General features: G+C 53.8%; 8 protein-coding genes, 4 tRNA genes, 2 rRNA genes and 1 pseudogene. 10 read left to right on the top strand and 5 right to left on the bottom strand.

The window, feature by feature from the left end:
• The first annotated feature begins 16 nt into the window (after nt 1-16).
• The 9 genes from ACOERD_RS13865 to ACOERD_RS13825 all read left to right on the top strand — a co-directional run bounded on the left by ACOERD_RS13865 (nt 17) and on the right by ACOERD_RS13825 (nt 8,134).
• Nucleotides 17-93, top strand: a tRNA-Ile gene (locus ACOERD_RS13865).
• A 27-nt stretch (nt 94-120) separates the two neighbouring features.
• Nucleotides 121-196 (top strand) — tRNA-Ala (locus ACOERD_RS13860).
• Between the two features lie 458 nt (nt 197-654).
• Nucleotides 655-3,518 (top strand): 23S ribosomal RNA (locus tag ACOERD_RS13855).
• 180 nt (nt 3,519-3,698) lie between these two features.
• Nucleotides 3,699-3,813, top strand: a 5S ribosomal RNA gene (gene rrf / locus ACOERD_RS13850).
• Between the two features lie 49 nt (nt 3,814-3,862).
• Nucleotides 3,863-3,939, top strand: a tRNA-Met gene (locus ACOERD_RS13845).
• Nucleotides 3,940-4,533: 594 nt separating this feature from the next.
• A tRNA-Ser gene (locus tag ACOERD_RS13840) sits at nt 4,534-4,623 on the top strand.
• A gap of 929 nt (nt 4,624-5,552) precedes the next feature.
• A complete protein-coding gene (locus tag ACOERD_RS13835; RefSeq protein ID WP_419739399.1) occupies nt 5,553-6,080 on the top strand; it encodes a helix-turn-helix domain-containing protein in 528 nt (175 codons plus the stop codon).
• Nucleotides 6,081-6,111: 31 nt separating this feature from the next.
• Complete coding sequence (locus ACOERD_RS13830) at nt 6,112-6,747, top strand: hypothetical protein (RefSeq protein WP_419739398.1); 636 nt, start codon at nt 6,112-6,114, stop codon at nt 6,745-6,747.
• Between the two features lie 415 nt (nt 6,748-7,162).
• Nucleotides 7,163-8,134 carry an NAD-dependent epimerase/dehydratase family protein gene (locus ACOERD_RS13825; protein WP_419739397.1) on the top strand — a complete coding sequence of 324 codons (972 nt, stop codon included), beginning with the start codon at nt 7,163-7,165 and terminating at the stop codon, nt 8,132-8,134.
• Nucleotides 8,135-8,274: 140 nt separating this feature from the next.
• On the opposite strand, the gene ACOERD_RS13820 is transcribed toward ACOERD_RS13825, so the two are convergent.
• Together ACOERD_RS13820 and ACOERD_RS13815 are read right to left on the bottom strand one after the other, a co-directional pair.
• Nucleotides 8,275-8,541 (bottom strand): hypothetical protein, encoded by a 267-nt coding sequence (locus ACOERD_RS13820; RefSeq protein WP_419739396.1) that lies wholly within the window; start codon nt 8,539-8,541, stop codon nt 8,275-8,277.
• 182 nt (nt 8,542-8,723) lie between these two features.
• A pseudogene (locus ACOERD_RS13815) lies at nt 8,724-9,032 on the bottom strand (ATP-binding protein); the annotation flags it as partial.
• 139 nt (nt 9,033-9,171) lie between these two features.
• Between ACOERD_RS13815 and ACOERD_RS13810 the strand changes: the two are divergent.
• Nucleotides 9,172-10,914: an IS1634 family transposase gene (locus ACOERD_RS13810; RefSeq protein WP_419737624.1), complete on the top strand. Its 1,743-nt coding sequence runs from the start codon at nt 9,172-9,174 to the stop codon at nt 10,912-10,914.
• Between the two features lie 181 nt (nt 10,915-11,095).
• Here ACOERD_RS13810 and istB read toward each other — a convergent pair whose 3' ends face one another.
• The 3 genes from istB to ACOERD_RS13795 form a co-directional block, all read right to left on the bottom strand.
• Nucleotides 11,096-11,827 carry an IS21-like element helper ATPase IstB gene (istB, locus tag ACOERD_RS13805; RefSeq protein WP_419737606.1) on the bottom strand — a complete coding sequence of 244 codons (732 nt, stop codon included), beginning with the start codon at nt 11,825-11,827 and terminating at the stop codon, nt 11,096-11,098.
• A complete protein-coding gene (gene istA, locus ACOERD_RS13800; RefSeq protein WP_419737605.1) occupies nt 11,814-13,322 on the bottom strand; it encodes an IS21 family transposase in 1,509 nt (502 codons plus the stop codon). The genes istB and istA overlap by 14 nt, the downstream gene beginning before the upstream one ends.
• A 290-nt stretch (nt 13,323-13,612) precedes the next feature.
• Nucleotides 13,613-14,647 carry a hypothetical protein gene (locus tag ACOERD_RS13795; RefSeq protein WP_419739395.1) on the bottom strand — a complete coding sequence of 345 codons (1,035 nt, stop codon included), beginning with the start codon at nt 14,645-14,647 and terminating at the stop codon, nt 13,613-13,615.
• Between the last annotated feature and the right edge of the window lie 290 nt (nt 14,648-14,937).

Below are 14,937 nucleotides of genomic sequence, written 5' to 3'. Positions count from 1 at the left end.
GCCGACCGGCCTGTCTGGGTCGGTAGCTCAGGTGGTTAGAGCGCACGCCTGATAAGCGTGAGGTCGGAGGTTCAAGTCCTCCTCGACCCACCACTAGATTAGGGTGCGTAGCACCTGAATGGGGCCTTAGCTCAGCTGGGAGAGCGCCTGATTTGCATTCAGGAGGTCAGGAGTTCGATCCTCCTAGGCTCCACCATTTATCCGATCAGATCGTTAAGCACCTTTTTGGTTCTTAACCGTCCGATTGGACGTCGCTTCTTCGGAGGCATTGACATCGTATAGAGAGAAATCAATCAACACTGTTTGATCGCGCCGAGTGAGGCGTTGATCTCAGTTGGTCCTCTTCGGAGGAGGTTTGATTAGGGATGTTTCCTCGTCCCTCTTTGAATATCCCGGCTGAAACGAACAGAGTTGTCCAAGTCAAGTACACTAACCCGCATGATCTGACGATCATGCATTGTCTTCTATCCTCTGCGTGGGGCCGACCGACATCGGCAGCGCGGGTTCCAGGATGGAAGGCGGGAAAGTATGCTTTTGGTTCAGAAGAAAGATCGCCTTTAGTTACCAGCTGGGCGATCGCGATTGACATACTTGTGCTCAAGTAGCCGAATAGGCGGTAGCACAACTATCATGTGTCTTTCTCTTTCTGGATCAAATCAAGCGCGAGAAGGGCGTTTGGTGAATGCCTTGGCAGCAAGAGGCGATGAAAGACGTGATACTCTGCGATAAGCCATGGGGAGCTGAGAATAAGCTTTGATCCATGGATCTCTGAATGGGGCAACCCACCTGAAAGCTTCATATTGTTATCCCCTCACAACCTAGTTGTGAGATAGATACTCAATATGGGGTTTAAACAGGTACTTAAGACCTGAATACATAGGGTTTTAAGAGCAAACCCGGGGAACTGAAACATCTAAGTACCCGGAGGAAAGGAAATCAATTGATACTCCCCTAGTAGCGGCGAGCGAACGGGGACCAGCCGAGCCAGATAAGTGACTAGAACACGTTGGGAAGCGTGGCCATAGCGGGTGACAGCCCCGTATAGGAAGCTTTGATGGACGTATTAAGTAGGGCGGAACACGTGAAATTCTGTCTGAAGATCGGAGGACCACCTTCGAAGGCTAAGTACTCCTTGCTGACCGATAGCGAACCAGTACCGTGAGGGAAAGGTGAAAAGCACCCCGACGAGGGGAGTGAAACAGTACCTGAAACCGAACGCCTACAATCAGTCGGAGGATCCTCGAGATCTGACGGCGTACCTTTTGTATAATGGGTCATCGACTTGGTCTTACGAGCAAGCTTAAGCCGTTAGGTGTAGGCGTAGCGAAAGCGAGTCTTAATAGGGCGCATGAGTTCGTGGGATCAGACCCGAAACCGAGTGATCTAGGCATGGCCAGGTTGAAGGTAAGGTAACACTTACTGGAGGACCGAACCCACATCCGTTGAAAAGGATCGGGATGAGCTGTGCCTAGGGGTGAAAGGCCAATCAAACTCGGAGATAGCTGGTTCTCTGCGAAATCTATTTAGGTAGAGCGTCATCCGAATACCCCGGGGGGTAGAGCACTGGATGGGTAATGGGGCCCCACAGGCTTACTGATCCTAACCAAACTCCGAATACCCGGGAGTACTAGATGGCAGACACACTGCGGATGCTAACGTCCGTAGTGGAGAGGGAAACAACCCTGACCTACGACTAAGGCCCCCAATTCATGGCTAAGTGGGAAAGCAGGTGGGACGACCAAAACAACCAGGAGGTTGGCTTAGAAGCAGCCATCCTTTAAAGATAGCGTAACAGCTCACTGGTCTAAATAAGTTGTCCTGCGGCGAAGATGTAACGGGGCTCAAGCCATGAGCCGAAGTCTAGGGATGCGTAAGCATCGGTAGCAGAGCGTAGTGTGACATAGAACTCATCCGTATTTGCATCTGTGCTGTGTAAGCAGTTGGATGTAATGACGGATTGAGTTCTTTCGATGAAGCCGGGGCGTGAGCCATCCGGTGGAGAGATCACTAGTGAGAATGATGACATGAGTAGCGACAAAGAGTGTGAGAGACACTCTCGCCGAAAGTCCAAGGGTTCCTGCTTAAAGCTAATCTGAGCAGGGTAAGCCGGCCCCTAAGCCGAGGCCGAAAGGCGTAGGCGATGGGAACTAGGTTAATATTCCTAGGCCAGGAGGATGTGACGGATCACAGGTGTAGTTCAATCTTATCGGATTGATTGGGCTGCTGAGTGGTTCCTGGAAATAGCCCTCCATCAGACCGTACCCTAAACCGACACAGGTGGACTGGTAGAGCATACCAAGGCGCTTGAGAGAACGATGTTGAAGGAACTCGGCAAAATACCTCCGTAAGTTCGCGAGAAGGAGGCCCGGTTCCTAGGCAACTAGGGGCTGGGGGCACAAACCAGGGGGTGGCGACTGTTTATTAAAAACACAGGGCTCTGCGAAGTCGCAAGACGACGTATAGGGTCTGACGCCTGCCCGGTGCCTGAAGGTTAAAAGGAGAGGTGAGAGCCTTGAATTGAAGCCCAGGTAAACGGCGGCCGTAACTATAACGGTCCTAAGGTAGCGAAATTCCTTGTCGGGTAAGTTCCGACCTGCACGAATGGCGTAACGACTTCTCCGCTGTCTCCAACATCGACTCAGCGAAATTGAATTGCCTGTCAAGATGCAGGCTTCCCGCGGTTAGACGGAAAGACCCCGTGCACCTTTACTACAGCTTCGCACTGGCATCAGGATTGTGATGTGCAGGATAGGTGGTAGGCTTTGAAGCGGAAACGCAAGTATCCGTGGAGCCTCCCTTGAGATACCACCCTTCGCACTCTTGATGTCTAACCGCGGTCCGTTATCCGGATCCGGGACCCTGCGTGGCGGGTAGTTTGACTGGGGCGGTCGCCTCCTAAAGCGTAACGGAGGCGCGCGAAGGTTGGCTCAGAGCGGTCGGAAATCGCTCGTTGAGTGCAATGGCAGAAGCCAGCCTGACTGCGAGACTGACAAGTCGAGCAGAGTCGAAAGACGGCCATAGTGATCCGGTGGTCCCGAGTGGAAGGGCCATCGCTCAACGGATAAAAGGTACGCCGGGGATAACAGGCTGATACTGCCCAAGAGTCCATATCGACGGCAGTGTTTGGCACCTCGATGTCGGCTCATCTCATCCTGGGGCTGGAGCAGGTCCCAAGGGTACGGCTGTTCGCCGTTTAAAGAGGTACGTGAGCTGGGTTTAGAACGTCGTGAGACAGTTCGGTCCCTATCTGCCGTGGGTGTAGGAGACTTGAGAGGAGTTGCCCCTAGTACGAGAGGACCGGGGTGAACGATCCACTGGTGGACCAGTTGTCGTGCCAACGGCAGTGCTGGGTAGCTATGATCGGACAGGATAACCGCTGAAGGCATCTAAGCGGGAAGCCCCCCTCAAAACAAGGTCTCCCTGAGGGCCGTGGAAGACCACCACGTCAATAGGCCGGAGATGTAAGCGCAGTAATGCGTTCAGTTGACCGGTACTAATCGCCCGATAGGCTTGATTTGATCCAGTAACAGAAAGACAAATCAAAACCAGAAGCATACACCGACCTTGACTAAGGATAGCCTCGCAGCGCCAAGCCGCGATGTTGATTGAAAACACAACCGAGTGGCAACGCACATACGCTAACTGCCACCTCGTCGCTTTCTTGCACAGCAAGAAAGTCAACATGGGCTTTTCCTCGGTTTGGTGGTCATAGCGCAAGTGAAACACCCGGTCCCATCCCGAACCCGGAAGTTAAGCACTGCCGCGCCAATGGTACTTGGGCTTAAGCCCCGGGAGAGTAGGTCACCGCCAAACCTAGCAAAAGCCCACAGTCTCTCTAACGATGAAACAAATCTGACTCTGACGCGGGATGGAGCAGCCCGGTAGCTCGTCAGGCTCATAACCTGAAGGTCGCAGGTTCAAATCCTGCTCCCGCAACCAGCGTCAGAAAATCCAAACAGCCCGTCCAGACTACAATTGATCCAACAGATCAATTGCTTAACGTCCTCACCTCGTCAGGCTCATAACCTGAAGGTCACAGGTTCAAATCCTCTCCCAAATCCACTTGGGTCGAACAAAGTGTCGAACAAGCCGCCCCAGGGCGGCTTTGTTCGTTCTGGGGTGCTCCCAACGCAAGCAATCCCGCTAGTTCCCCAACAAGTTCAATCGTAAATTCCCCGTCTTCCGGGACTAGTTGAATCTCTGACAACAGGCCGCGAATGATGCTGCCGTTTCTCTACTGCGTTCCAACGCTCATCACATACAACGAGAAGATCGGGTATGTCATCAATGACTCTTTCTCCGGGACGATCAGCGATCCAGAATGGGGATTCGTAGTCTTATCGTGATTTGAACCTTATAGTTGGTTTTTTAGCGTCGGGAAACGCCATAGAAAAATCGCCAGGGTCTCGTCCAAAATCCGCATAAATCGGTGTTTTACCGTAATTTCAATGGGTTCAGTATTTCTATTGAAGAATGCACAAAATGGAAATTTCGCCTTGTATTCCCGTTGCTTGCAAGGATATACCCGTCGGCGGAGACGTGGCCGAGTGGTCGAAGGCGCTCCCCTGCTAAGGGAGTAGGCGGGAAACCGTCTCGAGGGTTCGAATCCCTTCGTCTCCGCCATAAACCTATTTCGGTTAATTGGCGCGTCCTTTCTAACTTGCCGTATAGCTATAAATAAATAACGTTTACTATCTCATCGTATCATCTTGAGCGTTACTAAGTTAACCTTAGTACATCTCATTGAGTGGTATATTTTGTGGTATTTTTATGGCTGCGATCTGCGGGAAGCTGGCAGATAATCTTGGCCTGGGTCGGCATGGCGACGGTTCTGGACTGTATCTTTTTGTTGATCCCTCTGATGCGCGGCGCTGGATCGTGCGCGTAACGGTCAAAAGACACGAGAACCACAAGGGTGTTCCGCTGCGCACGGATTTCGGCTTATCCGCATCGGACGGAGGATCGCGTGTTACACGCGGATCTGAACGCCTGGCTTGCGGCGCGGCGCACCGATCCCAACAACGAGGCTGCATAATGAAAAACCCCAACTCCAAGCGCGGAGATGGGGCTTTTCCAGTGACATCAACTGCCACCCTAGCAAGTCTAGTTGATGCCACAGGATGCCCCGCGCCGACAAGACAAAACGAGCGCCGGTACTACTGGTCGCCCCTGAGCCATTCGGTTGAACGGGTGATCGTACGGAAAGGAAGGATCGAGCATGGCTGATATGTCCCTTTCCAAGTCGATCAATACCTCACACGACAGGTGGCTAGACACATGCTCGCTTCCCCGAACTGATCATCGAGAAACCGCTGACAACTACAGCGGCGAGCTCTTGCGCCATGGTGTCTACCGCATCGCCGTATGTCGGGACGGCGTCCGATGGCTGTTTCAGCGCCAGAGCCCCCAATTTCCCGCTGGGGGAGCAGCATGGGACACGCTAGGGTACTGTGTGTCCAAATCCGGCCTAACCCGGCTCGTCCGGGCGCACATCGGTTGTGACGTTCCTGAACTGAATGCATTGCCCGCGCATTTCCAGCAGAGGTGTCGCGATGAGTAGGCGTCGATCTCCTAAGGGCAAACGGTCGGTTGAGGGCCAATATGTTCCTCTGCCCTACGCCATGATCAAATCCCCGGCGTGGCGGGCTCTGTCTGGACCTGCAGTGAAGCTCTGGCTGGAGCTTCACACCCGCTTCAATGGCGGCAACAACGGCAAGGTGTTTTTGTCGATGAACGAAGCGGCGGAAATCCTCGGACTGGGCAAGGCCACGGTTCAGCGGGCTTTCGAAGATCTACAGGACAAAGGCTTCCTCGTGCTCGAGCAGGAAGGCAACTGGTACCACCGTCGGGCCCATGAGTGGCGGTTTACGACCAAGGCGACGCAGACCCGATCCGGCAAGAAAGCAGCCACCAATGACTGGCGGTTCTGGCAGCCCGAAAAAACAAAACGCGGTTCTGAGACGGACCCGTCAGCATCCTCAATGGTTCCGTTTGAGAACCCAAAGACCTTCCAAGGTTCCAATTCAGAACCCGTCAGACCGGTTTCTCGCCGGTCCGTCGGTTCTGAAACGGAACACTAATACTAACCACTCCCTGTTACGCGAGGCGAACATGAGCAAGGCACAGAAAGACAAAAGCAATGATCTTCAGACGACGAACTCCGAGCTTACCGAAGCGGAAACCAATGCAGTTGCCGATCTGAGGGAACGGAAGAAATCACGCGTTCGGGCGCCGGACCTCAAGTTGGACTTCGATGAAGACACACGCAGGCTCAAGGTTGGGCACAAGGGAAAAGACCCAAAGTCGGGCTGCGCGTTGGCGATGCATGAGCTTGGCACAGCAGACTACCCGTTCTTCGAAGGCGTTATGGATCAAGTCGCGACTCCCGGACAGCAGGACAGTTCTGTCTCGGAGACAACATCGAACTTCGTGATGTCGGCTGTTGCCGGGGTTAGACCGCAAGACGAGATCGAAGAAATGCTGGCGATCCAGATGGGGGCGATCCATCAGGCGACGATGATGATGGCGCGGCGCCTGAACCATGTAAAAACTCTCACGCAGCAAGACTCGGCGGAACGGGCGCTCAATAAGCTGGCGCGGACCTTCACTAACCAGGTTGAAACCCTGAAACGGTATCGCTCCAAGGCAGATCAAACCGTTCGTGTTGAACGCGTTGAAGTCAAAGAAGGCGGGCAGGCTATCGTAGGCAATGTCCAAATCGGGGGGCGGTCGGATGACAAAAAGTGACGACAACCTCATGGACCCTACGAAAAGACTCAATGATGCGCCCAGGTGCACATCAACGGCAAAGTCCACCGGCAAGCGGTGCAAAGCTCCAGCGGTTCGAGGCTGGCGTGTTTGCCGAGTTCATGGTGCAGGCGGCAGGCATGCATCAGGACCTGACCATCCGTCCTGGAGACATGGACAAAGGTCCAGAGAAGCTGAGGAACTGCGCAAGACCATCAATGAATTGATCCGAACAGACAAAACGCTGCAGAAGCTGATCCATTGATTGGGCAGGGGCTGGTAACCGACACAAAGTAGTCATTTGACAGAACTAGTCGGATGTCTGCACCGAGCCCAAAGCGGGACTTACACTTATATGTCGACTGCTTTGATGAATTAGACGATAGTTGCTCCGCTGGTGGTAAAGGAAACTCAAATGATGTCTCTTACGGAGCCATTCTTGGTTGATCCCGCACGTGTGGTTGGGCCCGTCTTGGTCACGGGAGCCAGTGGGTGCATCGGCTCTTGGGTGGTCGCAATACTCCATCAATCCGGTGTTCCAGTCATCGCCTGCGACTTGGAGGACAATCGCTCACGCTTGTCTTTGTTGATTGGAGAAGCAGAAGCCAACGCGGTCGTTTGGGAGATCTTGGATGTTACAGGCGGGGAAGTTCTCAGCAACTTTTGCAAAACGAAAAACATCACAAGCATTATTCATCTCGCCGGTCTTATGATCCCGTTCTGCAAAGCCGACCCAGCGCGAGGGGCTCGAGTCAATGTCGAAGGCACGATAAATGTACTCGAAGCGGCGCGTCACAATGGCATTAAAAAGCTTGCTTATGCCAGTTCCTCAGCAATTCATGGTATGCCACCTGTAGGACCAACGATTGCCACACTTTACGGCGCTTACAAACTTGCGAATGAATACACCGCCAAAGTGTATTGGCTGGACTGGGGAGTACCCTCCATCGGCATCAGACCAAATGTTGTTTATGGTGTGGGACGAGACCAGGGCATGACTTCCGAATTCACTGTTGGAATGGCTCATGTAGCAATGGGGGAAGCGTTCCAAGTCTCATATGGCGGACCGATTAGCTGGCTTTACGCGGGTGAAGCAGCGGCTGCATTCATAGCAGCGGTGTGCAACGACGGAGAAGAAGCACTCGTTTTTGACCTCAACGGGACTTGCATGTCAGTTGAAGAAGGGTTGGAAGTCCTATCCAAGCTCGCTCCCGATCATGGCATGACAACTTCCGGAACATCCTTGCCTGTCCCAGCTGACTTGAGTGACCAGCCAATCCGCGATTTCTTGGCGGATTACCCATCTGTTTCACCTACTGACGGGATCAAATGGACGCTCGACGCGTTCACTAAATTGAATGCAGAGCGAAAGTTAGCCGCCCGCTAAGTCCGCAGTGCTGTTACTCACCACAATTCGACGAACGATCGCTCCGAGCCCAAAGCGGAGAATGCGGCGCATTGCACCAATGTCTACTATCGAGGTGACAAGGGATATTAGCTGCAGCCGTTGGCTGATTGGGACATGGCTCAAACGTGCTTCGAATGCAATCGTTCGGCGGTGCATTGCAGCTTTATTGCGAAAGCATTCAAAATCAGTGCAATTCTGCTCCGAAGGAACATAGTTGTTTGTTTGCGTTTGTGCTGGCGTGCCGTTTTGGCTTCAAGCACCAGCGTGCGTCGACGGTTGGCAAGGTATGCATCCTGAGCAACCTCAAAGCGGTTTCTGGGGGGAGTTTGCTGGCGTATCTCAGAAAGATAAGTGTTCAGATCGAATACCATAGTGTCAATCGGCATTGAATAATGACCCCCCATCGGCGTCCAAATTTGACCCCCCTTGGAGCTAAGAGGGGCGTTGAGGGGGTCGTGTTTAGGTTGATTCAGGAGGGGGTGGACAGCAGGTCAAACCGAAAAGAGAGCGTAGCTCGACTGAAGGTTTGACCTGCTGTCTGTTTTGAATTTATTCCCCGATTTCGAGGTTAGTCGCGGTGGTTAATTCGCCAGCTTTCGTTCCCGGTTTCGATGATATCGCAATGGTGTGTCAGTCGATCCAGGAGAGCAGTGGTCATTTTGGCATCTGTGAACACACTCGGCCATTCAGCAAATGCGAGGTTGGTTGTTAGCAGAATAGACGTTCGCTCGTACAGTTTGCTGATGAGATGGAAGAGTAATCGTCCACCAGACTCTGCGAACGGCAGATAACCGAGTTCGTCTATAATCACGAGGTCGACGCGGATCAGCTGCTCGCTGAGCCGCCCGGCATTGCCTTCGCGATGTTCAGCCTCCAGCTCCTGACTTCCGACCTTTTTGTTGATCTGACTGGGTTTTTGGTTTGTTTTCAGGTGTGGTTGCTCAGAGGCGCGTTGTAGTGCCCCATTATTATAAAAAGTATTGACATGGGCCTTCAGATGGCTAACCTCTTCGCCCATGTTCATCCGCACCAAACATGACGCAAAGCTCAACCGCACACGGATCCAGATCGTTGAATCCGTCCGCACCGGCTCCAAGGTACGCCAGAAGATCCTGCGCCATGTGGGTGTGGCCCATAACGACAGCGAGATTGAGGATATCAAGCGTCTGGCGGGCCGCTTGATGGAGCAATTACGCATTGATCGCTCGCCGCAAATGGAACTGTTCACGCCCACGGAATATGCCGATCTGCAGGCGCTGGTGCGCCGCGCTCCGCGGCCGGACAAGCTTGGCGTTGATCTTGCCGAGTGCCGTGAGGAGGCGCGGGTCTCTCTGGGTCTGCGGGATGTCATGGGGACGATGTATGACCAACTGGGTTGGGGGGCCCTTCTGGGGGCGGCGCGTAAAAGTGCCAATCGCATTGTGAAAGAGCTGGTTATGGCGCGGATCGCACAGCCCGAGAGCAAGCGCGCGACCGTGGAGGCGTTGGAGAACCAGGCAGGCATCACGCTCAATCTGGACGTGGTCTATCGGAGCATGGATTACATCAATACGCCGGTGATAGACGGGATTTGCAAAACCTCTCACGCGGCGGCAGAGAAGTTGCTGGGCGGGCCAGTGACCGTGCTGTTCTACGATTGCACGACCCTGGCCTTTGACACCGAGCGCGAGGACCCGGCCGAGGATGCGGACGGGGTCGAGCAGGATCATCTTCTGGCCAAGGGCTTCAGCAAGGATGGCAAGCATCACCGCGCTCAGGTCATGCTGGCGCTGATCGTCACCTCCGATGGGCTGCCTGTGGGCTATGAACTCTTCCCGGGAAACACCTGGGAAGGTCATACGCTGGAAGCTGCGCTGAAGGCGTTGGAGGGACGCTTCGACGTGGCCAGGGTCACGTTCGTGGCCGATGCCGCCATGCTCAGCAAGGACAACCAGCAGATGTTGCAGAACAAGGGTCTGCCCTACATCCTCGGCTATCGCATGAAGTCCGCCCCGGCCGCCGTGAAGGCGAACATTTTGAGCCCGGAGGGACGCCAGCCTTGGGCTGGACACGGTTCTGAAGAGGCAACCGAGAAGGGCTGGTACAAGGTGATCGACCAGGAGGGAGCGCGGGTCATTGTGACCTGGTCACCCACCCGGGCACGCAATGATGCCCACAAGCGCGACAAGGCAATCGAAAAGCTGCACAAGAAGCTCAAGCGCTCTCGCAAACCCGGCAGCTTCAGCAGCCGGGGATATGGCCGCTTCCTGGCCTTCCCCGACAGCGGGGACGTCACGCTGGATGATGCAAAGATCAAGGCAGCGGCACAATGGGACGGGCTGCATGCCATTGTTGTTCATGGTGCGGACGAACTGGAGGCACAGGACGTCATTGCCCGCTATCACCAGTTGTGGGAGATCGAAGCCTGCTTCCGCACCAACAAGCACGATCTGAAAATCCGGCCCATCTATCACTGGTCGCCGCGTCGGGTCCGGGCCCATATCGCCATCTGCTACATGGCCTTCTGCTGCCTGCAGCACCTGCGCAAGCATCTGGACCTGCTCGGACACCCGATGAGCCCGGCTCGTATCCGCAACGAGTTGAACGCATTGCAGCTCTCGATCCTGCGCCACAAAGGCACCCCTGACCGCTACGGCATGCCAAGCCATGCCACGGTCGATGCCAGACGCATCCTCACCTGCGTCGGCCTGACCTGGAACGAAGCCCCTTTCAAGATACCCCCCGGGCGCACCCGAAAAACTGGCCAGACCAAAGCCTGAGCTCCCTCAACACTCCGAAACAATCGCTGGCGAAAAAAGTCCGTGTAGTGCCTTTTGGCAACCAAGGCATAATAATATCAATGACTTATACGAAAAAATGTCGGAAGTCAGGAAAAGAGAGCGTAGCTCGACTGAAGGTTTGACCTGCTGTCTGTTTTGAATTTATTCCCCGATTTCGAGGTTAGTCGCGGTGGTTAATTCGCCAGCTTTCGTTCCCGGTTTCGATGATATCGCAATGGTGTGTCAGTCGATCCAGGAGAGCAGTGGTCATTTTGGCATCTGTGAACACACTCGGCCATTCAGCAAATGCGAGGTTGGTTGTTAGCAGAATAGACGTTCGCTCGTACAGTTTGCTGATGAGATGGAAGAGTAATCGTCCACCAGACTCTGCGAACGGCAGATAACCGAGTTCGTCTATAATCACGAGGTCGACGCGGATCAGCTGCTCGCTGAGCCGCCCGGCGTTGCCTTCGCGATGTTCAGCCTCCAGCTTGTTCGCGAGATCCACAGCGCTGAAGAACCTGACCCGCCGGCGGTTATTGACCGCGTGGCCCCCGATCGCTGTTGCGAGATGCGTTTTGCCCGATCCGGTTCCACCGACCAGCACGCCATTCCTGGCCTGGTCCATAAAATCGCCGTCATGAAGATTGCGCACGACTTCCTCGTTGACGGGGCTGACCGTGAAGTCGAACTCAGGTAAGGACTTGCAGACCGGGAACTTTGCGGCACCCATCTGATACCGGATCGAGCGCGCAGTCTTTTCGGCCAGTTCGGCCGTGAGGAGTTCGGCCACGACCTGTTGGGGCCGCCAGTTGTTTTTGGCTGCGGCCTGCATCACTTCGTCAAAGCAGTTGACGATGCCTGGCAACTTCAGTTGACGGGCAAGTTCGAGAATTTCCTTACGCAGTTGCATGGGAGCCTCCAAGCCTGTCATAGCGAGCGCAATCCGCGATCGGTGCCATTTTCAGCTGCAGGTGGGCAGGCGGCTCAATCGCCTTTGGCGGCGGGGGATTGGTGCGCCGAGAGACAATGTTCAGGATCGCATCGGCCTTGCGCAGGCCAGATTTTAGAGCTTCTTCGCAGGCAGCCTCGACCACATCAATGTCGTGCTGGTAAGCAGCGAAAAGAATATCGGCAAGTTGCCGGTCTCCGTCGGATGTGCCCCGCAGATGGGTCCAGATCTGCGTCATTGCCGGTGGTAGGTCCCAGTCACGGAACGGTGCTCCATTGCGCAGAGCGCCAGGCTTGCGCTTGAGGACGGGCACATAGTGCCAAGGGTTGAAGATCGTTTTTCCTCGGCCGAAGCACCGTTCGTGCTCTCCGACAATCTCACCGTCTTGGCGCAGGACAATCCGCGTGGCGTAGACCTGCAACTGGACCTGACGTCCAACAGCTCTTGCCTCAACGCTGTATTTGTTTCTTTCGAAGTTGATCAGGCAGGTTCGGCTCACGGCGACCGTCTTTTCACGGAACCCGACGAAGGGCTTCTGCAGATGCGTCAGCAGCGGCTTTTCCTGCTGGAACTCCTCCCAGACCGTCACCTCCAGGTTTTCCGGATGCCGCAGTTCTTTTGCGCGTTTGATCGCGTCTTTTTGCAGCCGGGCATTCAATTCATCGAAGTCGGCCACCTCCAGACGCGGTGTAAAACTATAGGCGCGGCTCTCCTTGACCAGATTCTCAACCTGACCCTTCTCCCAACCGGCCGCGCGCGTACAGGCGATCGGGTTCACCAGATGATGAGAACACATCCGGGAGAATGCCTTGTTGAACTTTCTTTCCTTGCCCGACAGGATCGCATCGACGGCGGTCGTCATGTTATCGTAGATCCCGTTGATGCAGCCTCCACCAAAGAATTTGAAGGCCTCGTCGTGGGCATCAAAGACCATCTCCTGCGTCTCGCGCGGATAGGCAATGGAGAATGGCATGCGGCTATGGCAAAGTTTGAAATGGGCAACCTTCACGGTCGTGAGTGCACCGTCCATCAAAACCGTCTCCACACTCCAGTCGAACTGGTACGCCTCCCCAGGATCAAAGATCAGCGGGATGAACGCCTGCGCCTGTTGTCGGCCGTGCGCAATGCGCCAATTCTTTGTGTAGCGTCGAACACTGTCATACCCGCCGCCAAAACCATCATCGGAGAGTTCCTTCCAGATTTTGGTCATCCGCTTGCGGTGTTTCTTCGGAAGCGCCTCGTTCTCCTCAAGCGTTTCATCCAGACGCGCGCGCCAAGGCCCGAGCACCGGGTATGGCTGCGATTTGCGCTCATATTTGAACTCCGTCACTCCCGATCGGATTATCTTTCGAACCGTTGCACGGCTCAAATTGAGCGAACGGCAAATTTCCTTGATGCTCTTTTTTTCGATCAGGTGTAAGCGACGCACTTTTCTAATAGTTTCCACGCAAATCATCCCGCTTGCCTCTCCATCGACTGCTCAATGAAAAGGATGTCTACAACCATAGGGAGGGGTCAAATTTGGACGCCGATTTCCCCGCTTAGGGGGTCAAAATTGCACGCTTTTCTACACCCACACCTCAGATCTGAAGACCTCACTTCGGTTTGTATACCTAATGTACCAGCTCAATTACTTGGCACCGCGTAGATCAAGGACCCCATGATAGTCTTAGAGTCTGTTGTGGTTGCTGATGTCTTTTGCTGGCGGTGTTCCGAGAGACTCTCAGGTTTCGCGGCTTTGTTGGTTCAACGTTGATCGTTTTGCAATAGACTTTGACTAGCTGCTTCTGAGGGATCGTATGCACTTGGCAGCACAAGCAATCTACTTTCCTGACATGCAAAACGAAGACACTGTGTCACGAGAGGGTCGTCGCGGAAAACACGGCTACTGTCTTCCCATTTTAAGTCTTTGAGGCGCTCTACCGGCATTTCGCCCCTTAAAGCAGAGATAAGAGCACTCCGACCCTCATGAGTAAAAAAAAGAGCCTGCCGGTCATGCAATTCAGGAAGAAAGTCAATTTCACCTAGGGCTGCCATGACGCATCTCTCCGTAAATGGGCCAAAAATTCCGTCCTTGTACCAACTACCCATCTTTGAATTGTCCCGATTGGCAAAAACTTCTTCAGCGCAACGCTCGGTAAACGTCAAATGTTGTAGCTCCAGAACAAACTCAGACCGGCGAAGTTCACCTTTGTCTTCAAACGAAGACGTCGTTCTTGTTATCGACTGTATGCTGCGAAGTTTATCGCGTGCTTCGGTTCGCTCTTCTAGGCTTGAAGCTCTTTGCAAACTCAATTTTGCTTGCCGCTCTTCCGACTTTAAGTCTTCAAGGAATTTCAAGAATGTCACCCAGCGGGTCCTGTCCTCTTCGTCGATAGTCAGATGTGAATAGTACTGCGCTAACACAATCCTTTTGTCTATGTCAGCAGCACGTCCCTCATTGGCGAAGCTTTCCAATCTTGTGTGTGTGTCACTCTTTCGTTGGAGCTCGGCCTGTGTTCTCGCAAGCTCTTTGTCCAACTTGTTCTTCTCCGTAGCAATTTGCAGCTGCGCTGACGCTTTGATGCGCTCGATTTGTTTTGTAGTTGACAGCTCGGCCAGTGCGCTGAGAAAGGGAAATAGAGCGGCAACGATTCCAACAATCATTGTCCCGAATATTACCTTTTTTATTCCGGCTTCTGCTTCTCGTGCGCGAGCTTCGTTTTCGAGCTGCTTTATTTCACGTTCGGCTTCAAGTTCCAAACGCCGCAGTTCTATTTGGTTGGTAAGTTCTTCAGCCATGGCATCAACCGTGAAGAAAAAGGAGCAAATAACAGGGCTAAACTGTCGCAAATAGAAGGCGATTTTTCAACTTCTTCATAGTCGGAAAATGCACGGCCGCATATCAATCCCCTGTCAATTTGTGCGTTGACTTAGGGCGCAAGGCCGTTGGATTCGTTTTGATGTATCAGCACCGAAAACGCTCAGCAGAAACCAAAAAAGGGTCAATGCGGAGTTCTGCCTCTCGCTATCGTGGAATGCGGCTACTGTGCAAAAACCGCGGATTGTGGTACAATACACCTTAGATTTGA

The organism is Ruegeria sp. (genome assembly GCF_965199275.1).
In the GTDB taxonomy this organism is placed as follows: Bacteria; Pseudomonadota; Alphaproteobacteria; order Rhodobacterales; family Rhodobacteraceae; genus Ruegeria.
The sequence above is the reverse complement of the archived record's forward strand: the minus strand, read 5'-3'. Positions and strand labels throughout refer to the sequence as shown.

Bases quoted from the DNA above. Each gene is read 5' to 3' on its own strand.
- ACOERD_RS13835 (WP_419739399.1), top strand. From the start codon at position 5,553: ATGAGTAGGCGTCGATCTCCTAAGGGCAAACGGTCGGTTGAGGGCCAA.
- ACOERD_RS13830 (WP_419739398.1), top strand. From the start codon at position 6,112: ATGAGCAAGGCACAGAAAGACAAAAGCAATGATCTTCAGACGACGAAC.
- ACOERD_RS13825 (WP_419739397.1), top strand. From the start codon at position 7,163: ATGATGTCTCTTACGGAGCCATTCTTGGTTGATCCCGCACGTGTGGTT.
- ACOERD_RS13820 (WP_419739396.1), bottom strand. From the start codon at position 8,541: ATGCCGATTGACACTATGGTATTCGATCTGAACACTTATCTTTCTGAG.
- ACOERD_RS13810 (WP_419737624.1), top strand. From the start codon at position 9,172: ATGTTCATCCGCACCAAACATGACGCAAAGCTCAACCGCACACGGATC.
- istB (WP_419737606.1), bottom strand. From the start codon at position 11,827: ATGCAACTGCGTAAGGAAATTCTCGAACTTGCCCGTCAACTGAAGTTG.
- istA (WP_419737605.1), bottom strand. From the start codon at position 13,322: ATGATTTGCGTGGAAACTATTAGAAAAGTGCGTCGCTTACACCTGATC.
- ACOERD_RS13795 (WP_419739395.1), bottom strand. From the start codon at position 14,647: ATGGCTGAAGAACTTACCAACCAAATAGAACTGCGGCGTTTGGAACTT.